The sequence below is a fragment of the Streptomyces sp. JLBG701 genome, from assembly GCF_058544905.1.
The window spans coordinates 6,074,410-6,093,990 of the sequence record NZ_CM178588.1 but is presented as its reverse complement, the minus strand read 5'-3'; the positions used below and the strand labels follow the sequence as shown (position 1 = coordinate 6,093,990).

General features: G+C 71.3%; 19 protein-coding genes and 1 pseudogene. 13 read left to right on the top strand and 7 right to left on the bottom strand.

Annotated elements, in window-relative coordinates; genetic code table 11:
- The first annotated feature begins 51 nt into the window (after window positions 1–51).
- Entirely contained in the window at window positions 52–201 is a 150-nt protein-coding gene (locus AC5DRG_RS28240) for a hypothetical protein (RefSeq protein ID WP_491802248.1), read from the top strand.
- Between the two features lie 19 nt (window positions 202–220).
- Window positions 221–508 (top strand): hypothetical protein, encoded by a 288-nt coding sequence (locus AC5DRG_RS28235; RefSeq protein ID WP_491802247.1) that lies wholly within the window; start codon window positions 221–223, stop codon window positions 506–508.
- Between the two features lie 110 nt (window positions 509–618).
- On the opposite strand, the gene AC5DRG_RS28230 is transcribed toward AC5DRG_RS28235, so the two are convergent.
- Window positions 619–1,614 (bottom strand): helix-turn-helix transcriptional regulator, encoded by a 996-nt coding sequence (locus AC5DRG_RS28230; protein ID WP_491802246.1) that lies wholly within the window; start codon window positions 1,612–1,614, stop codon window positions 619–621.
- 37 nt (window positions 1,615–1,651) lie between these two features.
- Complete coding sequence (locus tag AC5DRG_RS28225) at window positions 1,652–2,449, bottom strand: SGNH/GDSL hydrolase family protein (protein WP_491802245.1); 798 nt, start codon at window positions 2,447–2,449, stop codon at window positions 1,652–1,654.
- 132 nt (window positions 2,450–2,581) lie between these two features.
- Here AC5DRG_RS28225 and AC5DRG_RS28220 point away from each other — a divergent pair, with 132 nt between their 5' ends.
- Genes AC5DRG_RS28220 through AC5DRG_RS28195 form a run of 6 tightly spaced genes read left to right on the top strand, consistent with a single transcriptional unit; the run spans window position 2,582 to window position 10,395 of the window.
- Window positions 2,582–3,757 (top strand): sensor histidine kinase, encoded by a 1,176-nt coding sequence (locus AC5DRG_RS28220; RefSeq protein WP_491802244.1) that lies wholly within the window; start codon window positions 2,582–2,584, stop codon window positions 3,755–3,757.
- 20 nt (window positions 3,758–3,777) lie between these two features.
- On the top strand, window positions 3,778–4,443 hold the full coding sequence (locus AC5DRG_RS28215) for a response regulator (RefSeq protein ID WP_491802243.1): 666 nt from the start codon (window positions 3,778–3,780) through the stop codon (window positions 4,441–4,443).
- Window positions 4,444–4,477: 34 nt separating this feature from the next.
- Window positions 4,478–4,996 (top strand): hypothetical protein, encoded by a 519-nt coding sequence (locus AC5DRG_RS28210; protein WP_491802242.1) that lies wholly within the window; start codon window positions 4,478–4,480, stop codon window positions 4,994–4,996.
- A gap of 28 nt (window positions 4,997–5,024) precedes the next feature.
- Window positions 5,025–5,813, top strand: coding sequence for an ABC transporter ATP-binding protein (locus tag AC5DRG_RS28205; RefSeq protein ID WP_491802241.1), 789 nt, complete (start codon window positions 5,025–5,027; stop codon window positions 5,811–5,813).
- Window positions 5,810–8,341, top strand: a complete 2,532-nt coding sequence (locus AC5DRG_RS28200; RefSeq protein WP_491802240.1) for an FtsX-like permease family protein — start codon at window positions 5,810–5,812, stop codon at window positions 8,339–8,341. Before AC5DRG_RS28205 ends, AC5DRG_RS28200 begins: the two co-directional genes overlap by 4 nt.
- A complete protein-coding gene (locus AC5DRG_RS28195; RefSeq protein WP_491802239.1) occupies window positions 8,338–10,395 on the top strand; it encodes an ATP-binding protein in 2,058 nt (685 codons plus the stop codon). Before AC5DRG_RS28200 ends, AC5DRG_RS28195 begins: the two co-directional genes overlap by 4 nt.
- A 53-nt stretch (window positions 10,396–10,448) precedes the next feature.
- Here the strand turns inward: AC5DRG_RS28195 and AC5DRG_RS28190 are convergent.
- Window positions 10,449–11,051, bottom strand: a pseudogene (locus AC5DRG_RS28190) (SDR family oxidoreductase); the annotation flags it as partial.
- Between the two features lie 22 nt (window positions 11,052–11,073).
- Here AC5DRG_RS28190 and AC5DRG_RS28185 point away from each other — a divergent pair.
- Entirely contained in the window at window positions 11,074–11,655 is a 582-nt protein-coding gene (locus AC5DRG_RS28185; RefSeq protein ID WP_491802238.1) for a TetR/AcrR family transcriptional regulator, read from the top strand.
- A 322-nt stretch (window positions 11,656–11,977) separates the two neighbouring features.
- Here the strand turns inward: AC5DRG_RS28185 and AC5DRG_RS28180 are convergent, their stop codons facing one another.
- Genes AC5DRG_RS28180 through AC5DRG_RS28170 form a run of 3 tightly spaced genes read right to left on the bottom strand, consistent with a single transcriptional unit; the run spans window position 11,978 to window position 15,464 of the window.
- Window positions 11,978–12,922: a fumarylacetoacetate hydrolase family protein gene (locus AC5DRG_RS28180; protein WP_491802237.1), complete on the bottom strand. Its 945-nt coding sequence runs from the start codon at window positions 12,920–12,922 to the stop codon at window positions 11,978–11,980.
- The gene (locus AC5DRG_RS28175; protein WP_491802236.1) at window positions 12,919–14,505 is read right to left on the bottom strand and encodes an MFS transporter; all 1,587 of its coding nucleotides are present in this window, start codon (window positions 14,503–14,505) and stop codon (window positions 12,919–12,921) included. Before AC5DRG_RS28175 ends, AC5DRG_RS28180 begins: the two co-directional genes overlap by 4 nt.
- A 23-nt stretch (window positions 14,506–14,528) precedes the next feature.
- Entirely contained in the window at window positions 14,529–15,464 is a 936-nt protein-coding gene (locus tag AC5DRG_RS28170) for an MBL fold metallo-hydrolase (protein WP_491802235.1), read from the bottom strand.
- Window positions 15,465–15,584: 120 nt separating this feature from the next.
- Here AC5DRG_RS28170 and AC5DRG_RS28165 point away from each other — a divergent pair, with 120 nt between their 5' ends.
- Window positions 15,585–16,241, top strand: coding sequence for a TetR/AcrR family transcriptional regulator (locus AC5DRG_RS28165; RefSeq protein WP_491802234.1), 657 nt, complete (start codon window positions 15,585–15,587; stop codon window positions 16,239–16,241).
- 27 nt (window positions 16,242–16,268) lie between these two features.
- On the opposite strand, the gene AC5DRG_RS28160 is transcribed toward AC5DRG_RS28165, so the two are convergent.
- Window positions 16,269–16,901 carry a TetR/AcrR family transcriptional regulator gene (locus AC5DRG_RS28160; RefSeq protein WP_491802233.1) on the bottom strand — a complete coding sequence of 211 codons (633 nt, stop codon included), beginning with the start codon at window positions 16,899–16,901 and terminating at the stop codon, window positions 16,269–16,271.
- Window positions 16,902–16,965: 64 nt separating this feature from the next.
- Here AC5DRG_RS28160 and AC5DRG_RS28155 point away from each other — a divergent pair, with 64 nt between their 5' ends.
- The 3 genes from AC5DRG_RS28155 to AC5DRG_RS28145 all read left to right on the top strand — a co-directional run bounded on the left by AC5DRG_RS28155 (window position 16,966) and on the right by AC5DRG_RS28145 (window position 19,524).
- Window positions 16,966–17,733 carry an MBL fold metallo-hydrolase gene (locus tag AC5DRG_RS28155; RefSeq protein WP_491802232.1) on the top strand — a complete coding sequence of 256 codons (768 nt, stop codon included), beginning with the start codon at window positions 16,966–16,968 and terminating at the stop codon, window positions 17,731–17,733.
- Between the two features lie 100 nt (window positions 17,734–17,833).
- Window positions 17,834–18,223, top strand: a complete 390-nt coding sequence (locus AC5DRG_RS28150; protein WP_491802231.1) for a cupin domain-containing protein — start codon at window positions 17,834–17,836, stop codon at window positions 18,221–18,223.
- Window positions 18,220–19,524, top strand: coding sequence for a glycosyltransferase (locus tag AC5DRG_RS28145; protein ID WP_491802230.1), 1,305 nt, complete (start codon window positions 18,220–18,222; stop codon window positions 19,522–19,524). The genes AC5DRG_RS28150 and AC5DRG_RS28145 overlap by 4 nt, the downstream gene beginning before the upstream one ends.
- Window positions 19,525–19,581: the final 57 nt, after the last annotated feature.

Here is a 19,581-nt window from a genome sequence, read left to right as displayed (position 1 = left end):
TCCGGAAGACGGAGCCGCCCGGCCTCCCCGAATCAAGGGAATGGATCTGCCATGCGTGTCACCACCCGAACCCTGTTCTCCCTGGTCCTGTCGGCCGCGGTGCTCATCGGCCTCGCGTACGTCGCGACAGGGACGGCGGGGGGCGACGGTGACCGCACGGTCAGCGCCGAGGCCGGCACCAGCAGCGTCATCTGGGACTGAGGGGGAAGGAGGGGATGAAGTGATCTGCGCGTACACGTACTTGGGGCGCCGCGACGGCCTGGCGCCCGGGGCGGGGGAATCCCAGATCGTCCAGGACGCCATCTGGGTGCATTCGAGACCGGAGGACGCTCTTCAGCACATCAGGGTGAAGGACGACGGCGCCGGCCTGGCGGTGCACTTGTTTCTCCGGGGGACGGACGCCGGCGAGGCGTCCTCGCGTCTGGAACGTCTGCTGAAGAACCTTCGGATCGTCCCGGCGCTCCAGGCGTACCAACGGCTCGACGTGCCTGCCGAACTCCAGGCGTAGACGGAGTGGGCGAAGCAGACGATCCAGCCCGCTGAGCCGTGGCGTACCGGCTCAGCGGGCTGGATCCGAGGGATGAATCTGCGGGCGCGCTCTGGGGGAGGGCGCGAGCCCTACAGCCACCCCCGTCTGGCGGCGTTGATTCCCGCCTCGAAGCGGCTGGAGGCGCCGAGACGCTCCATCAGCGCCGCCATCTGGCGGCGCACGGTCCTCATGGAGACGCCCAGCCGCCGCGATGCGGCCTCGTCGGTGATGCCGCTCGCGAGAAGCTTGAGGATCTCCTGTTCCGTCGGCGTCAGACTGCCCGCGTCAGACGTCCCGTCCGCACCGAGCGGTACGGCCATCTCCCACGCCTGCTCGAACATCGCCACGAGGTTCTTGACCACGGCGGGATCCTCGGTCCGCAGGGCCCCGGCCCGGGTGTCGGACGGTTTGAGCGGGATCATGGCGATGCGGCCGTCGAAGACCAGCAGCCGCGGCGGCAGGAGAGGCGCCGTACGGACCTGGCCCTCATGCTCCGTCAGCCACTTCGCGTGGTCGATGGTCGCGGCGTCGTTGCGGGCACTGTCCTGATACAGCGTCCGCATCCGTACGCCCCGTGCGAGAACCTCCGCGTCAAGGGGGCGTGCCGCGGCCAGCGCGGCCTCGGACTGGGCGCCGCCCGGGACGACGGACCGGAGATCCGAGCGCAACCCCCGGGCCAGGACCTCGAGTTCGCTCTGAATGGCGTCGAGGCCGGTGATACGGACCGACCGGTGCTCGTCACCGCTCTCCACCCGGCCCGGCCGCTCGAACTCCGCCAGCACCTGTGCGGCCTTGGCCTTGCTGGCCTCCAACTTCCGCTGCTTGCGGTGGAGTTCTTCCTCCTCCTGCCGGAGAGCCCGCTCCAGGGCCACCCTCGGGTCGACGACCCGGAATGTGCCGGGGGTCGCCCTCGACGGTTCCAGCAGTGCGCTGTCGGCCAACGCGTCCAAGGCGTCCCCCACTTCACCCACGGTGAGCTGGAGCATGTCGCTCAGCTCGGCGACGTCGGCCGCGGGGTTGCCGAGCATGGCTCGGTAGACAGCGGAAGCCGTCGTGTCGAGACCTATGACATCGGACAGTGACACAGTTCGTCCTCCTGTGGTTGCGTGGGTCAGCCCCGAGTCAGCCCCAAGTCGCCTTGAGCTTCGCGGCGTAACCCTTCGTGTAGCCCGCCGCGTTGGGATGGAAGACCGAGGCCGCGTTGGTCAGGTCGTTGATCCACGAGTCGGAGCCGCACGCCCCGTGGCCGGTGAACGTCGCCCGCATGTCGAGGAAGTAGACCGGCTCCTTGACGGTCGCGGCCTTGGTGCCCTCGGCCAGGGCGTCGGCCAGGCCGTTCATGGCGGTGCGCTTGGCGGAGCTGAGGTCGATCACGGGGCAGGTGCCGGTCGAGGAGAGCGTCTGCGGGTAGCCGAGGACGAGGATCAGGGCCTTGGGCGCGCGGGTCTTGATGTCCTTGTAGAGGCCGGCGAGCTCCGTCACCAGCTGGTTCTGGGCGTAGTACGACATCCAGCTCGTGGCCGTCTTGCAGTAGCTGTCGCTCTCGGTGAGGCAGGCCTTGGCCACCGTGGCGAACTGGGCGTCGTTGCCGCCCACCGTGAGGGTGACGAAGTTGGTCGTCGAACTCAGGGCGGACAGCTGGTTGTTGCGGACGTCGGCGATGGTCGCGCCGCTGCAGGTGACGTCCTTCAGCGTGTACTCGGGGTTCGCGGCCACCCACTGGTGCGGGTAGTTGAGCGTGCTCCGCTTGCAGTCGCCGCTGGCGGCGTCGTAGGAACCCGCGCCGACTCCGGATGCGTACGAATCACCCAGGGCAACGTATTCCGCTCCGGTCGCCGCCTGGGCGGGGGTACCGACCATTGCCGCGACACCGGCGAACGCCATCGTCGCGCTGACGACAACCGACTTCAATTTACGCATGAGTTCCTTCTGGTTCGGGTAGCTGATCCCGAAGGTAACGGCGGCCTGTTGCTCAGGAATTGTCGGTTTGTTGTCGGGAATTGACTTCCTTTCAGGAAAAGCGGCGCGCAGCAATGTCGTAGCCTGTTCGCCATGTTGCGCCGCATACAGGCACTGCCGTGGATACACACGGCGTACGACATCGCGATCGCGATACTGGTGATCTCCGTGACCCTGACCTACGAGGGCGCGGAAGACCGGTTCGTCGGCGTGGCGATGGCCCTGGCACTGGTGTTCCGCCGGCACCGGCCGATGCCGGTGATGTGGCTGGTCTCGGGGCTCGGGCTGATCCAGTACGCGATGGCGTCCGTCCCGGCGGCGTACGACATGGCACTGCTCATCGCGATGGTCTCGGTGGTCACCCATACCCGGCGGATGTGGCAGGCGTACACGTCGGGCGCGATCGTGGTGCTGGGCTCGGCGAAGGTCATGGGTATGGGCGAGAGCGTCGGCGAGGGCCTCACCGACATCACCGCCCTCAGTGGTATCTGCGCGGCCATCTGGCTGACCGCCATGGTCCTGCGGACCCGCCGGCTCTACGTGGACAGCCTGGAGGCCCGGGCCGTCACCGCCGAACGGGAACGTGAGCATCTGGTGCGGATCGCGGCCGCCGAGGAGCGCGCGGAGATCGCCCGGGAGCTGCACGACGTGGTGGCCCACAGTCTGGCCGTGATGACCCTTCAGGCGGACGGCGCCGGGTACGCCCTCAAGTCGGACCCGGACAAGGCGGGTTCGGCACTGAAGGCGATCGGCGACACCGGGCGCGACGCACTGGAGGACATGCACCGGATCGTGCGGGTCCTGCGGGCCGGCCGGACCTCCGCGCAGTCCGCGCAGGACACCGACTCCATGCGCCGCCGGGTCTCGCTGGACGACCTGGAGACGGTGGCCGAGCGGGCCCGGGCCGCGGGGCTGAAGGTGGACCTGGTGGTCGAAGGTGAGCGGGGCGGGCTTTCGACGGCGGACGAGCTGACCGTGCTGCGGATCGTCCAGGAGAGCCTGACCAACGTGCTGCGGCATGCCGGTCCCGGTGCGCAGGTCGAGATCACGCTGCGGTTCGACAGGGACGTCGTACTGATCGGCGTGGTCGACGACGGGGCCGGCAAGCTGGCCGGCCCCGGGACGGCTGCGGAGCGGGTCAGCGGTGGGAACGGGCTGGTGGGCATGCGCGAGCGGGTGGAGGTGTCCGGCGGCAGCTTCACCGCCGGGCCACGCCTGGGCGCGGGATGGCAGGTCAACGCGGAGATTCCGGTGAGGACGAGTGCATGAGTGACGAGTGCGGGAATGACATGAGCAGGCCCATCCGGGTCGTCGTGGTGGACGACCAGCCGCTGATCCGGGCGGGGTTCGCGATGGTGCTGGCCGCACAGAGCGACATCGAGGTCGTGGGGGAGGCCGAGAACGGCGCGGACGCCCTCGCGTTGCTCGCCCGCACCGAGGCCGACGTGGTCATCATGGACATCCGGATGCCCGTCATGGACGGGGTCGAGGCGACCCGGCGACTTGCCGAACTCCCCTACAGCCCCCGAGTGTTGGTGCTCACCACCTTCGACACCGACGAGGACGCCTTCGCCGCGCTCCAGGCCGGGGCGAGCGGCTTCCTGCTGAAGAACACCCCGCCCGAGGAGGTCGTGGCGGCGATCCGGGTCGTGGCGGCCGGCGAGTCCGTCGTCGCCCCGCGCGTCACCCGCCAGCTCCTGGACCGGTTCGCGGGGAAGCTGGCGCCCGAGTCCCGCCACGACGAGCGGCTTGACCTGCTGACCGTGCGCGAACGAGAGGTACTCGGGCTGATCGCCGAGGGCCTGTCCAACAGCGAGATCGCCGCCCGTCTGTTCATCGCGGAGGCGACCGTGAAGACCCACTTCGGCAAGATCCTGACCAAGCTGGAGCTGCGCGACCGCGTCCAGGCCGTCATCTTCGCCTTCGACTCGGGGCTTGTCAGCCCACAGTCGTAGTCCCGCCCTCTAACTGCGGTTGCAGAGAAGCGGCGTGGGGATCAGGTTGCGGGCCGATGCGCCGCGATGCCCGGTCTTCGAGAATCAATCCGTACCGAACGACGAAAGCGTCGGACGGAATTCCTCGGAGGTCATCATGAATGCTCCCGCACGCCCGCAGCACAGCAAGGCAATTCTTTCCGGCGTCATCGCACTGCTCATTCTCACGGCGGCCGCGATCGCGAGCGGCTCTTGGTGGAACGAGCGCAACCAGCCCAGCCAGGCGTCGAAGACCGACTGCCTCCTGGCACAGAAGCTCGTCGACTCCGCGCGGGAAATACCCAGCGACAAGGCGGCCATCGAGAAGTGGGTGAAAAGCGAGCGGCAGATCAGGTCGCAGCTCGATGACGGATATCTCGGCGCCAACATATCGATGTACAACGGCTGGGCGGCCCTGAACGCGAAGGGCGAGGGCACGCCCTCGCAGAAGGAACTGCAGAAGGTGGCGGACGAGGCCAACAGCCACTGCTCGACCGCGAACGTCACGCTCGAATTCCCTCCGATCGCTTCCTGACGCGCCGCGACAAAGGGGGGTTCACCTCATGACCACGACTCAAGCACCGGCCATGTACGCGGACGGCGGCCGGCACATCGCCGCGGCCGTGGACCTGGTCAAGGTCTATCGGCAGGGCGAGGCTCAGGTCAGGGCCCTGGACGGAGTGACCGTCGGTTTCGCCCATGGGCGGTTCACGGCGATCGTGGGTCCGTCGGGCTCGGGCAAGTCGACGCTGATGCACTGCCTGGCCGGTCTCGACTCGGCCACCTCGGGCCAAGTGATCCTGGGTGACACGGAGTTGACGGGCCTGTCCGACCGGCAGCTGACCCGCGTACGGCGGGACAAGGTCGGCTTCGTCTTCCAGTCGTTCAATCTGCTGCCCCAGCTGACGGCTCTGGAGAACATCGTGCTGCCCGTCACCCTGTCCGGCCGGCACCTGGACAACGATCTGCTCGACCACCTCGTCGGTGTGCTCGGCATCGGCGACCGGATGTCCCACCGGCCCGGTGAACTCTCCGGCGGCCAGCAGCAGCGCGTGGCGCTGGCCCGGGCCCTGCTGGCGCGGCCCGTCGTGCTCTTCGCCGACGAGCCCACCGGCAACCTGGACTCGCGGTCCGGCGCGGAGGTCCTCGACCTGCTGCGGCGCTCCGTGCGCGACCTCGGCCAGACCGTGGTCATGGTGACGCACGACCAGCGGGCCGCCGCCCACGCCGACCGCGTGCTCGTCCTCGCCGACGGACGCGTCGTCGACGACATCGACGCCACCCGGGCCCCGAAGGCCCCGCAGACCGCGGAAACCGTGGGAACCGTCGGGACCGTGGGGAGGGCCCGGTGAACGCCTCCTGGCGCGCGAGCGTCCTCGGCTCGCAACTCGCCGAACTCCTGCGCCGGCCGGGCCGTTTGCTGACGACCGGACTGTCCGTCCTGGTGGCCGCCTTCGTGGTCTTCGCCACGGTCATGGCCCAGCAGATCGCCACCAACACCACCCTCGACCGCTTCCGCGGCACACCCGAGGCCGTGAGCCTGGTCGCGACCGCCGGCGACTCCACCATCAGCGGTGCCGCGCTGCAGCGGATCCGCGCGCTGCCGGGTGTGGCCGAGGCCGTCGGCCGCGTCGACTCCGGGGCGCCGCTCGCCGGCCCGTCCGAGCGCTGGCTGGAGCTCCGCGCCGACCCCGGCACCGGAGCGCTGTCCCTGGTCCGGCTCGTCGAGGGCGACTACCCCGACCGGGCCGGCGAGATCGCGGTCAACCGGCGGGCCGCCGAAGAGCTGGGACTCGCCCCCGGCTCCCGCACGACCCTGCTGGTCCCCGACCCGCAGGACGCGGAGAGAACCGTCAAGGTCGCCGTCACCGTCATCGGGGTCGTGAAGAGCACCGCCACCGCCGAGCAGCAGCCCGGCGGATACACCACCGACGCGCACATCGAGTCCCTCGCGGATCTGCCGGGCTATCAGCACGTGGACATCCGCGCCGAGGACGGTGTCCCGGCAGGCGAACTGTCCCAGCGGGTGCGCGATGTGCTCGGCGACGGCGCGTCGCTCAGGTCCGGTACGGCCGTACGGGCGCAGGAGGAACGCGAGGCCGTCGGCGGGGACCTGCGTGAGGTCTTCCTCCTCATCTCCGTGTTCCTCGCCGTGGCGGTGGGGGCCGCGGCCCTGGTCGCCACCTCGTCCTTCCGCATCGTCTTCGCCCAGCGGCTACGGCAGTTGGCACTCCTGCGCGCCATCGGCGCCTCGCAGCGCCGACTGGTGACCGCACTCGCCGTCGAGGGCGCCCTGGTGGGCGGGATCGCGGGCTCGCTCGGGGTGGCGTCCGCGCTGGGTGCCGGGCACCTGGCCCCCCTGGTGGCCCGCAGCGCCGGACGGGAGCTGTCGGCGCCGGGTTTCCCGATGACGTACGCCGTGCTCGTGGTCGTAGGAACCATGCTGGTGACGGTCGGCGCGGTCCTCGCCCCCGCCCTGTCGGCTGCCCGCGTGTCCCCGCTCCAGGCGCTGCGCGCGGCGGGCACCGTCGCGGGCGAACGCCGTGTCGAGGTCGGGCGTCTGATCACCGGAGGCCTCCTCGCCGCCATGGCCACGGCCACGGCGCTCGCGGCACTTCGCGGCCAGGATCGCGACCTCGCCATGGCGGCCACGGTCGCGTCCGCGGTCCTCGCCTTCCTGGCGCTGATCGCCCTCGGCCCGATCCTGGTCCGCCCCGTCCTGGCGGTGGCCGGATGGCCGCTGCGCCGCCTCGGCACCACCGGCAGGCTGGCCGTCAGCGGCGTCGGAGGCACGCCCCGCCGTGCGGCGGCCGTCTCCGTCGTCGTCGCCCTCGGTGTCGCCCTGGTCTCCGGCGCCCTCGTCTGCGTCGCCTGTCTGGGCGGCTACATGGAACGCACCGACGCCGTCGACGCCCCCGCCGACTTCCGGGTCGCGGCCGGCGCCAAGGGCCTGGACGCCACCGTCGTACGACAGTTCGCCGCAGCGCCCGAGCTCGCCCATGTCACCGGCTACCGGACCGTCCAAGTCAAGGCAGGATCGCGGGAGTTCGAGGTGTCGGACTTGGACCCCGACGCCCTGCCCACCGGCGGGTCCATCGACACCGCCACCGGCTCCCTCGACGACCTCGGCCACGGCGGCGCGGTCGTCTCGGCCGACGTGGCCGACCTCCTGGGCGTACGGGCGGGCGACGACCTCACCCTCAACTCCCGGCGTGGCGACATCCAGTTGACCGTCGCCGCCACGCTGCCCGGCACGGGTCCGGGCCTGGCGGACGTACTCGTCACACCCGCCGATCTCGACCGGATGGGCGCCGCCGAGAACGCGAGCGGCATCTTCGCCGACGCCGCCACGGACGGTCTCGCCGCCCGTGGCGAGGCGCAGCGGGCGCTGGAGAGCACGATCCGCGCACAGGTCCCCGACCCGGACGACGTCGGCATCAGCGTCCTCGCGGAGGGCCGGGACAGCAACCAGGACACGGTCGGCATGATGGGCACGATCTCCCTCGGGCTCGTCGCCCTGACCGTCCTCATGGCCGTCGTCGGCGTCACCGCCACCACCAGCCTGACCGCGATCGAACGCACCCGTGAGTTCGGGCTGTTGCGCGCCCTCGGGCTGAGCGGCGGCGCACTGCGTCGGACCATCACCCTGGAGGCGGGCCTGTACGGAGTCCTCGGCGGCGTCCTCGGTCTGGCCCTCGGCGTCCCCTACGCCTGGCTCCTCATCCGCACCGCCGTCACCGACGCGCCGCTGCGACTGCCGGGCGCCCAACTGCTACTGGTCTTCGCGGGGTTGGCGGTTCTCACCGCGCTCGCCGGTCTGCTGCCCGCCCGCCGCGCCACCCGTATCACGCCCATGACCGCGCTGGGAGACACCGAATGAACCAGGACCGCCGCGAACAGCACGCGGACGACAACGGAGCGACGATCCCTTGGTTAGCCGCCCCCGGACCCGCCGTGCGGATGCGGTTCTGCGTGCTCGGCCCCGTCGAGGTGTGGCACAGCGACGTCTGCCTCGAAGTGGGGCCCCGGCAGCGCCGGTTGCTGCTCGTCCGCCTGCTCATCGAGGACGGCCGCCCCGTCTCGCAGGACACCCTCCTGCGCGACCTGTGGCCCACGGACCGGCCGACGGGCGCCGCCTCCTCCGTGCGCGCCCACATCAGCCGGCTGCGCGCGGTGCTCGACCCGGTACGGCAGGGCCGGTCCACCATGCTGGTCAGCGGCCCGGCCGGCTACACCCTGAAGGTGCCCCGCGAAGCCCGCGACACGACCCTCTTCGAGGAGTCCGTGAGCAGGGCCCGCGAGGCCCTGCGGAACCGCCAACTCCCCACCGCCAGGCAGGAGATCGATACGGCGCTCGGGCTGTGGCGCGGCGAGGCCCTCGCCGAGGCCGGCGAGCACGCCTTCGCGATGCGCGAGCGCACCCGGCTCGACGGCGCCCTCAAGGACGCCAAGGAGCTCCAGGCCACGATCCTCGTCCAGCAGGGCGCGACGGAACAGGCGATCGACGTCGCCGACAGACTCGTACTCAAGGACCCTCATCGGGAGACGTCCTGGGCACTGCTGATGCGTGCGCTGTACGCGGCGGGACGGCCGGTCGAGGCGCTGCGGCAGTACGAGCGGCTCCGCCACATGCTGGCCACGGAGCTCGGCCTGGACCCCAGCCCCCAGTTGAGGGACCTGCACACCGCGATCCTGCGGCACGACGTCGGCGTCCTCGGCACTCCTTCGTCCGGTGCTTCGTCCGGTACGACGCTCTCCCCGGGCCCCGACTTCACCACCACCTGCGCACACCCCGAGCCGGAACCCTTCGTGGGCCGGGACGAGGAGATGACGCGGCTGGCGGCCCTGCTGTCGGCGGCGTCCGCGAACCGCCCCCAGTGGGCCGTGGTCAACGGGGAGCAGGGATCCGGCAAGACCCGGCTGGCGGAGGAGCTGGCCGCCCGGGCCGCGGCGGCCGGGTTCACCGTCGCCCGCACCAGGGCCGGCCAGGCGCTCAGCGGGAACCGCGGGTTCTCCCACACCTGCCCCACCGTCCAACTCCTGGACGCGCTACGGCAGGACGGCACCGACTCCGGTCAGGACGACGTCGCGCAGCAGGACCCGCTCGGGACGGTCGTCCGTGAGCTCACCCAGGCTCCCACGCTGTGTGTCGTCGACGACCTCGACCAGGCCTCGCAGGGCTTCCACCGCCTGCTGAGGCGGCTCGCGAAGGTGCTGCGGGAGGCCCCGGTCGTCTTCGTGTGCACCCTGCGCAACCCCGACGCCCCCGTGTCCAGCAAGCTGCTCGCCGACCTGTCCCTGCTCGGGGCGACCTGGCTCACCCTGGACCCGCTGACCACCGACGACGTGGCCGAACTGCTCGCGGCGCACGGCGAGAAGGACGTCCCGCCCGAGGAGGCGGCGGCACTGCACCGGCGCGCGGAGGGGCACCCGTTCGCCCTGGCCGAGCTGCTCAAGCTCCCACCCGGGCAGCGCACCGGGCCCAGGGCACAGGTGCCGGCGGCAGTACGCAACATCCTGCACGCGAGACTCGTCGAACTGCCCGACGCGGCACGGACCATGCTCGCCTACGCCGCCGCCGACGGTGACTGGCTGGACGTCGGCCTGCTCGTCGCCGTCCAGGGCCTGGCCCCGGACGAGTTGCTGCCGCTGATCGACGCCGCCGTCACCGCCCGCATCCTGGTCTGGGACGCGGACCCCACCGCGAGTGGCACCGGCCGCTACCGCTTGCCCGAGCTGCCCCGCGACGTGGTGCTGAGCACCCAGACCCCGTCCTCCCGACAACTCCGGCACGCCGCGCTCGCCCGCGAGCTGGCGGTTCGCGACGACACCGACCCGGCACGCCTGGCCCGGCATCTGCGCGGGGCCGGCCCTACGGCTCCGACCGCGTGCCCTGCCCGCAAGGACGACTCCGACCCGGGACACGGGCACTGAGGACAAGGGCAGCGATCGCCGTCGGGCATGGGGTTCTCGTCCACAACCCGCGATCAGACGCGCGGGCCGAGAAACAGGCCACCGCTCGCATCGATGACCTGGCCGGTGACCCAGCGCGCCTCGTCGGAGGCCAGGAACGCGACCACGTCGGCGACATCGTCGGGCCCGCCCAGCCGATCCAGCGCCGTCATGCCCGAGATGAACTCGGCCAGGCCCGGCGCCTCGAAGAACGCGCCGTTCGTCGCCGTTCTGGTGGCGCCGGGAGCGACCGCGTTCACCGTGATTCCCCGGACCCCGAGCTCGCCGGCCAGGGTCATGCTCATCGTCTCGACCGCGCCCTTCGTCATGGCGAAGGACGTCTGGGCGGGGTTGGCCATCCGGGTCGCCACGGAGGAGATCGTGACGATGCGACCACCGTCGCGGAGCAGGGGCAGGGCCCGCTGGATGATGAAGTACGGCGCTCGCACGTTCACCGCGAAGAGCCGGTCGAACTCCGTCCGCGTCGTGACTCCGAGCGGACCGGCGGGCGCGGCCGCCGCGTTGTTGACCAGGATGTCGAGCGGCCGCCCGGCCAGGGCGGCCTCGACTCCCGCGAAGAGGGTCTCGACGTCGTCGTCCACGCCCAGCTCCGCCCTGACGGCGAGCGCGGTTCCACCGGGCCGAGCCGAGACTCAGCGCGTGATCCAGGCGCACGCGGTACGGCTGTTCACCACGCGCGGATACGACGCCACGACCGTGACCGACGTCGCCGAAGCCGCGGGGGTGTCCCCCATGACCGTGTACCGGCACTTCCCCACGAAGGAAGACCTCGTGCTCGTCGACGAGATTGGTCGGCTCATCGCCGAGCGGATCGTCGCGTCGTCCGCCGCACAGCCCCTCGTCCGCCGTATCGGCGGCGCGCTCGTCGACTCGGCCACGGCGTTGACCGGGGGCGGCCATGCCGACGGCCTGACGGCTGACGAGCAGTTCCTGCTGGCCCGCCTCCGGCTCATGATCTCGACGCCGGCCCTGCGGGCCAGGCACCTGGACAACCACTACGCCCTTCAGCAGGCGATCGTCGACGCCCTCGGGGTCGACGCCACCGATCCCGACACGGCCTTCCACGCCCAGGCGGCGGCCGGCGCCTGTCTTGCCGCCATGCACACAGCGTTGGTGCGCTGGGCCGAGGACGACGGACGGACCGAACTGCCCGGCCTGATCACCAAGGCGCTCGCCGCGGCCTTCGGTGAGGACATCACCGACACCGGCACAGAGGCGTGAGAGGGCCCCTCCGGGAACCGCACGGCGTCCGTCAGTCGACGGAGGCCATTGAAGTCCAGCATCCGGCGGTTGGTCTCCTCCGCTTGGTCGATCTGCGGTCCGTGGCCGGGGGCCGGGCGGCGGATGCGGGGTCTGCGGCGCTACGTGGCCCGACCACAAGCAGGGCGGCGCCGCCATCTCACGTCATGAAGGTCCGACGGCCGCGATGACCGAACTCGCCGGACGCTTCGCGTGCCCGATCGTCCTCCAAAACCCCGGCAGCCACCAGCCTCGCGGGGAGGAACAGCAGTACCACCCCCGGTCCTTTCGCTGTCCGCTGTGATCAGCGTCGGTGACGCGCGCGCGGTACGGGTATGGGCCGCACCCCTTCGACGACGGTGTTGCTGATGCTTCCGATGCCCTGGACGGTCATGGTGACCGTGTCTCCGGCATGGAGCGGTGACGGTTCCAAGACGCGGTGGCGGCCCCAGAGTTCGGCCAGGCAGCCGCCGTTGCCGCAGGTGCCGGAGCCCAGGACGTCGCCGGGGCGGACCCAGGTGCCGCGGGAGGCGTAGGCCGTCATCTCCTCGAAGGTCCATGCCATGTTGGCAAGGCTGTCCTGGCCGACGGTCTCGCCGTTGACCTCGACGGTGAGGTGGAGGTCGAGGAAGCCGTCGGCCGTGCGGTGGGGTTCGAGTTCGTCCGCGGTGACCAGCCAGGGGCCGAGAGTGGTGGCGGAGTCCTTGCCCTTGGCCGGGCCCAGTCTCACGTTCATCTCGCGGGCCTGGAGGTCGCGGGCGGACCAGTCGTTGAGGATCGTGTAGCCGATGATGTGCTCGCGGGCCTGGTCGGGGGTGAGGTCGCGGCCTGCCTTGCCGATGACTGCGGCTACTTCCAGTTCGAAGTCGAAGCGTTCGCAGCCGGGCGGGACGGGCACGTCGTCGTGGGCGCCGATCACCGCGTAGGGGTTGGTGAAGTAGAAGGTGGGGGCCTCGTACCACTCCTCGGGGACGGTGTCGCCGTGTCCTCGCGCCATGCCCTCCACATGGCGCTCGAAGGTCACGAAGTCCCGCACCGTGGGCGGCTGAAGAGGGGGCAGCAGTCGTACGTCGGCCAGCGGCAGGGGTGTTGTCCCGGCCAGGGCGTCCGCAGCTGCCGTGCGCAACACGTCCTCTCCCGCCTTGATGAACTCCTGTAGTTCTGCCGGGACTTCGAAGGGGTAGACATGGTCGTCCACCACGACTCCCGGCTGCCGTCGGCCGCCGTACAGGAAGGTCGCGAACCTCATGACCGGCTCCCCTCCAGCTGGGCGACAGCGCGCGGCCTGACTCCCAGGAAGACGGCGGCGATCACCGCGGCGGTCACACAGGCGCCGGCGGTGAGCAGCAGGACGTCGGCGTATCCGACCGCCAGGGCCCGTTCGGTGAGCGGGGCGAGCTTGGCGCTGAGCGGGCCCAGGTCGGCGGTGTGCAGCGCGAGCGGGCCGCCCGCGTCGAGGACGGCCGTGGCCGTGCCGTGTTCGGCGGGGGTGAGGGCCGCCGAACTGAGGCTGCCGGTCAGTTGGTCCGTGGCCGCGGCGAGGGCGACGGCGCCGACGACCGCAGGGCCGAGGGTCTGGCCGAGGTCGCGGACCAGGCTGGTGGTCGCGGCGGCCATACCGGTGAGGTGGGGCGGTACGACGTTGACGGCGGCGGCGGTGATGGCGGCGACGACGAGTCCGAAGCCGACGCCGTTGAGCACAAGTGGTCCCAGCAGGGCGGGAATTCCGGTCTCGTGCACCGGCACGGCACGCAGCCACAGTTGGGCGACGGCCAGCGAGACGAATCCGGTGACCAGCATCGGGCCCGGCCCCACCCGCTGGAGCAGGCGGACAAGGAGCGGCCAGATGAGCGGGGTGACGGCCTGGATGATCAGGAACGGCACCGCGGCCCGCAGCGGGCTCTGGTGCTGGATGACGCCGAGCCGGATGCTCAGGTCGTACGCGCCGCCCAGGAAGCCGAACAGGCCGATCACCGCCATGGCGGCCGAGGCCGCGAACGCGGGGTTGCGGAACAACTCCAGGCGCAGCATGGGTGACTTGCCGCGCGACTCGGCCGCGATGAACGCCCCCAGCATCAGCGCGGCGAGGACGAAGGAGCCGACGACCGTCACCGACCACCAGCCGTCGGTGGGGCCCTGGATGATGCCGTAGAGCAGGGCCAGCAGGGCGAGGGCGATGGTGATCTGCCCCGGCCAGTCCAGCGAGCGGCCTTCGGGTGCGCTCGATTCGGCGGTCAGCCGCCAGGCCACGACCGCGGTGACGAGCGCGAGGACGCCGGTGGCCGCGAACGCCCAGTGGAAGGAGGCGTGTTCGACGACCGCGCCGGACAGCAGCGGGGCGATGAGGGCACCCATCGACAGCGCGGTGGTCCAGGAGGCCAGCCCCCTGGCGCGGGCCGCCGGTGTCGGGGTCCCGGCGATGATCACGGCGAGGGAGGCGGGGAAGAGGGCCGCGGCGCCGATGCCGGACAGCGCCTGCCCGGTGATCAGCTGCGCCGCAGAGTCGGAGGTGGCGGAGACCAGGTAGCCGACCGCCGCCAGGAGGGCGCCGCCCACCAGGAGTTTCTTACGACCGTACAGGTCACCTACGACACCGAAGGTCAACGCCAGGACCGCAGCGGGCACGAGGAACGCGTCGCTGATCCAGGTGAGTTCGGCGCCGGAGGTCTGCAGGGAGCGCTGGATGACGCCGTTGATCGCGGCGGGCAGGACGAGGCCTATCTGGGCGAGGCAGACCGCCAGGCAGCCGGCGACGAGGGTGCCCGGGCGCAGGACGGCCGGGGTGTCGGAGGAAGCGGCGGCGGGTGGATCGTAGGCGGGGCTGGAGACCATGTCTCCTCCTTGATGGGTGCGGCTCAGGGGTGGGCGAGGCAGGCCATGCGGCCGAAGAGCTGGGGGCCGTCGAGCGGGGACAGGCCGGGGTCGAGTTCGCGGTAGACCGTGTACACGTTGACCGCGAGGCGTTCGCTCTCCTCCAGGCCGGCGAAGGGGCCGAGGCGGATGTCCCGTGCGGCGTCCGCGGCCGGCATTCCGGCGGTGAAGCGGGCGGTGGCCTCTTCATGGACGTACGACAGGTAGTCGCGGACGGTCCGGACGGCCGCCTTGGTGGTGACCGGGCCGTGTCCGGGCACGACGGTGTCCACGTCGAGGCTCAACAGCAGGTCGCAGGCGGCGAGGCCGACCGCGAGCGGGCCGTGCCATACGACGGGTGTGGCGCCGGCGAAGACGATGTCACCGGTGTAGACGGTCCGCGCGCTCGGGACGTGGACGATCGTGTCTCCGGCGCTGTGCGCGGCCCCCGCGTCGATCAGCCGGACCTCCGTCCCGCCGATGTCGAGGACCGTCTCTCCGTCGAAGACCCGGTTCGGGAGGACGGGGCGGACGTCGCGGTGGTCGAAGCGGGCGAAGATCCGGCGGGCGAATCGTCCGGCGTCGCTGTCCTCGGCCAGCAGCGCCCGCACCTCGGCCGGGCCCGCCTGCCGCATGTCGGTCAGCGATCCGCGGGCGGCGATGATCTCGGCGTGGGCCACGAGCTGGTTGCCGAACCAGTGATCGCCGTTGCCGTGGGTGTTGACCACGGTCGAGATGGGCGCGGGGCCGGTCAGCGGCGCCAGTGCGGCCAGCATGGTCCGGGTCAGGTGCAGGTCGAAGAGGGTGTCGACGAGCAGGGACTCGCCGCGGCCGGTGACCAGCCCGGCGTTGCTCATGCCCCAGCCGCCGGCGCTCGGGATCCACGCATGACAGCTACGGCCGAGATCGACCGGACGGAGGGGGGAAACCAGGGAAGCCACGCTGCCTCCAGTGCAAGACTTGAGTCCATTGATGGACTCAAGTCCACCGATGGATGGCAATCTAAAGAGAAGGGTCCGGGCGGGTCAAGACCCGTGCACGTCCGTGCTGTACTGGGGGCCATGCAGATCCCGGAGGCAGGAGCCACAGCCGCAGCGGACACCCGGCCCACCGGACGTCGCGAGCGCAAGCGCCGACAGGTGCGCGATCAGCTCTACGCCGCCGCGCTGGACCTGTTCGTCTCCCAGGGCTACGAGGCGACGACCATGGAGCAGATCGCGGAGACCGCCGACGTCGCCCGGGCCACCGTCTTCAACCACTTCTCCCAGAAGGTCGGCTTCCTGGAGGAGTGGGGCGCCCGGCGGCGGGCGCGGGTCGCGGAGATCCTCGGCTCGTCCCAGCTGGAGGACCTGTCGACGGGCGACCAACTGCGCCGCTACCTACGGGAGATGGCCGAACTCAATATCGCTTCCCGGGCGGAGACCACCATCCTGATGGACGCCGGCGCCCGGGTCGGCAGCCTCCTGCACGACCGCTCCCTGGAGATCGAACTGGCGAAGATCGCCGAGCGGGGACGGCAGCGCGGAGAACTCCGGACAGGCGTCGACGCCGACCAGGTCGGCGCGATGCTGGCCGCCAGCTACTTCTCCACGGTCCTGCGCTGGATCCGGGTGGAGCCCGCCCCCTTCGACCTGCGCGACCGCCTCGACGGCGCCCTCGACGTCATCCTGCTCGGCATCCTCGACAGGAAAGGGGAGGGCGCACCTCCCGGCCGCTGAACCGGGCGCCAGGGTTTGCGGACGCCTTCACCCGAGCGTGGCCGTGAGCATGTCGGCCAGCCATTTCTCGTACGTGTCGGCGGACCAGCCCCGCCCCGCCGTGAGCTGGGTGTACAGCTGGGGGCCGGCCAGGGCCCAGACGGCGTCCACCAGCTGGGCCGGATCCGCCTCCGGGGCCAGCGCGCCGGTCTCGTCGAGGTGCGTGACGAACGCGGTGACGCCGGTCAGCCGTTCCCGCTCGGCGGTCTCCAGGACCTCCCCGACGTCCGGCCCGGCCTGGGTCAGCAGGGCGAACAGCGCGGCGACGCGTTCATGGATGCCGCGCGCGTACGCGGCGTAGAGCCGGAGCTTCGCGCCCAACTCCCTTGTCCCCAGGATCTCCTGCACCTGGGGGCGTTCCCCCATCGGAACCGGCTCGTCGTCCCCGGCCAGCGTGATGTCCCACAGGGCCTTGACCATGCCCGGCTTGCCGCCGAACGACTTGTACACCGTCTCGGCGGAGACACCCGCCCGCTCGGCCACCGCGCGCACGGTCGTGGCTTGGTAGCCCTCCCGGAAGAGCAGCTCACGGCAGGCCGCCAGCACGGCGGCACGGTTGCGGCGCGCGGCCTCGCGCCGGCCCTCGGAGTTGTAGGACCGGCGTGGCGTCCCATCCGCCATCGGCACACCTCCAATTCCGTTACAGTCGACTGTATCGAATACTGTTCGGCCGCCGGAGGCTCGCATGTCCCGTCCCGCGCCCACGCAGGTCGCCCCTGGCGTCCACCGTCTCGGCGATCATGCCGTCAACTTCTACCTGATCGAGAACCCCGACGGTCTCGTCCTGGTCGACGCGGGAGTGCCCGCCCAGCTCAAACAGCTGCGCACGCTGCTGAACGGCCTCGGCCACTCCCCGGCCGACATCCGTGCCGTACTCCTGACCCACGGCCATGCCGACCACACCGGGCTGGCCCACACCCTCCAGGAAGCCGGCGCCGACCTCTGGGTCCACGAGCGGGACGCCGTCATCCTGCGCGACGGCCCGCGCAGCTCGATGCGTCACGCCAAGCCCGAGCGTTCGATGCTTCCCTACCTGCTGCGCAGGCCCTCCGCGCTCGTCCTTCCCCTCCGACTGGCCCGCTCCGGAGCCTTCACAGCGCCCGCGGTGCAGGGTGCGCGGGTCTTCGACGCCGACCAGGTGCTGAAGGACGTCCCCGGCGCCCCGCAGGCCGTCGTACTGCCCGGCCACACACCCGGCAGCACCGCGTACGTCTTCACCGACCGCGGGCTGCTCTTCACGGGCGACGCCCTGGTCACCGCCGACGGCTTCACCGACCGCACCGGACCCACCATCGTGAGCCGCTGCTTCACCCACGACAGCCGGGCCGCGCTCACCGCCCTCGACCGTCTCGACGAACTGACGGCGGACCTGCTGCTGCCCGGCCACGGCGAGCCCTTCACCGAAGGCGTCCGGACCGCCACCGCGCAGGCACGGCGGTTCGGCGCCCACTGACCTCCTGCATCCAACCTATTGCTTCCAACTCCCGAGGAAACGACATGGGTTACTACACTCCGCGCGTCCTGCACGTCCCCGCCGAGAAGAGGGTGCCCAAGTGGATGTCGGACCGATAGCGCACGTGCACAAGAGCGCCGACGAATCCTTCTACCTCATCTCGGGTTCGCTGGAATTCCTGAACGGCGACCAGACCTTCATGGCGCACGCCGGTGACTTCGTCTTCGTACCGAGGGGCACACGGCACCGGTTCCGGAACCTCGCCGACGAACAGGCGTACATGGTCTCCTTCTTCACCCCCGGCGGAGGCGAAGGGCTGTGGCTGGAAGGCGGGGACGACCCCGTCCCCGGCGCGAAGCCCGAGTTCTGGCCGCCGGAGCGCGGCCTGGCGCTGGGCCCGCGGCAACTGTCAGGCGGCCCGCACTTGTTCTGCACACCCGGCTCCTACGCTCCCTGCGCACCGTACGTCGAGCGCAGGGAGCCCTCGTGACACTGGTCATCGCCACTGCAACGCCCTTTCACGGCCACGTTCAGCCCGTCCTCACCGTGGCCGCCGATCTCGTCCGGCGCGGGCACGAGGTCGTCGTGCTGACCGGGAGCCGGTTCGCCGAGGATGTGCGGGCCGCCGGTGCCCTGCACGTGTCGTTGCCGCCGGACGCGGACTTCGACGACCGGCGGCTGGAGCTGTACTTCCCCGAGCGCGGCGCCCTCGCGGCGGGGCCGAGGCAGCTGGACTACGACCTGAAGCACGTCTTCGGCGATCCCACCGCCGCCCAGTACCGTGCGCTGCGGAGCCTGCTCGCCCGCCGTTTCCCGGCGTCCGTCGTGATCGGCGATCCGCTGTTCCTGGGCGCCACCGCGCTCGCCCTGTCCGCTCCGCCGGGCCGCCGGCCGGTCACCGTCAGCCTCGGCATCACCATGCCGACCCTGCTCAGCGAGGACGCGCCGCCCATCGGTCTCGGCATGCAGCCCCTGGTCGGAGAGGGCGCGAAGAAGCGGCACCGGGAGATGAACGACCAGGTCAGGGACGTCTTCGCGGACGCCCAGCGGCACGTCGAGGACAACTTCGGGGAGAGCGGCACCGAGCTGCCGGGCTTCCTGCTGGACTGCCTGGTGACCGTGCCGGACCACTATCTCCAGCTGACCGTCCCCGGGTTCGAGTATCCGCGCGGCGACCTGCCGCCGTCGTTCCGGTTCGTCGGGCCGCTGCCGGCCGCGCCGCCGAGCGGATCGCGGCCGCTTCCCGACTGGTGGGCGGAGATGGTGGGTTCGGACCGTCCGGTCGTCGTGGTCACCCAGGGGTCCTTCGACAACCGTGATCTGGGACGACTGGTGCGGCCCGCCCTCGACGCGCTGGCCGGCGAGGACGTCCTGGTCGTCGCCGCGACCGGCCGCGCGGACGGCCCGGACGCGATCCGGGCGGCCGGACCCGTCCCCGGGAACACCCGACTCGGCGGCTACGTCCCCTTCGACGCACTCCTCCCGCACGCCTCGGCCCTGGTCACCAACGGGGGATACGGCGGGGTCCACCAGGCCCTGCGGCACGGCGTCCCGCTCGTCGTGGCCGGGGACGGGGAGGACAAGCCGGAGGTCGCGGCCCGGGTGGAGTGGAGCGGGACCGGGCTCGACCTGCGCACCGGGCGGCCGTCGCCCGAGGCCGTGCGGGACGCCGTGCGAAGGGTGCTGGCCGAGCCCGGGTTCCGGAAGCGGGCGGCCGGGTTGCGGGAGGAGTTCGAGCGCCATGACGCGCTCGGGGCGATCGCGGAGGTGGTCGCGGCGGCGGGCACGTAGGACGCGAGCTCGGCCGCCGTTCCCTCGCCGTGCCACGCCGGAAATGTCCAGCCCCGT

What these genes read in the sequence shown, in the direction of transcription:
- AC5DRG_RS28240 (WP_491802248.1), top strand. Translation starts at nt 52, where the DNA reads ATGCGTGTCACCACCCGAACCCTGTTCTCCCTGGTCCTGTCGGCCGCG.
- AC5DRG_RS28225 (WP_491802245.1), bottom strand. Translation starts at nt 2,449, where the DNA reads ATGCGTAAATTGAAGTCGGTTGTCGTCAGCGCGACGATGGCGTTCGCC.
- AC5DRG_RS28220 (WP_491802244.1), top strand. Translation starts at nt 2,582, where the DNA reads ATGTTGCGCCGCATACAGGCACTGCCGTGGATACACACGGCGTACGAC.
- AC5DRG_RS28215 (WP_491802243.1), top strand. Translation starts at nt 3,778, where the DNA reads ATGAGCAGGCCCATCCGGGTCGTCGTGGTGGACGACCAGCCGCTGATC.
- AC5DRG_RS28205 (WP_491802241.1), top strand. Translation starts at nt 5,025, where the DNA reads ATGACCACGACTCAAGCACCGGCCATGTACGCGGACGGCGGCCGGCAC.
- AC5DRG_RS28195 (WP_491802239.1), top strand. Translation starts at nt 8,338, where the DNA reads ATGAACCAGGACCGCCGCGAACAGCACGCGGACGACAACGGAGCGACG.
- AC5DRG_RS28180 (WP_491802237.1), bottom strand. Translation starts at nt 12,922, where the DNA reads ATGAGGTTCGCGACCTTCCTGTACGGCGGCCGACGGCAGCCGGGAGTC.
- AC5DRG_RS28175 (WP_491802236.1), bottom strand. Translation starts at nt 14,505, where the DNA reads ATGGTCTCCAGCCCCGCCTACGATCCACCCGCCGCCGCTTCCTCCGAC.
- AC5DRG_RS28165 (WP_491802234.1), top strand. Translation starts at nt 15,585, where the DNA reads ATGCAGATCCCGGAGGCAGGAGCCACAGCCGCAGCGGACACCCGGCCC.
- AC5DRG_RS28160 (WP_491802233.1), bottom strand. Translation starts at nt 16,901, where the DNA reads ATGGCGGATGGGACGCCACGCCGGTCCTACAACTCCGAGGGCCGGCGC.
- AC5DRG_RS28155 (WP_491802232.1), top strand. Translation starts at nt 16,966, where the DNA reads ATGTCCCGTCCCGCGCCCACGCAGGTCGCCCCTGGCGTCCACCGTCTC.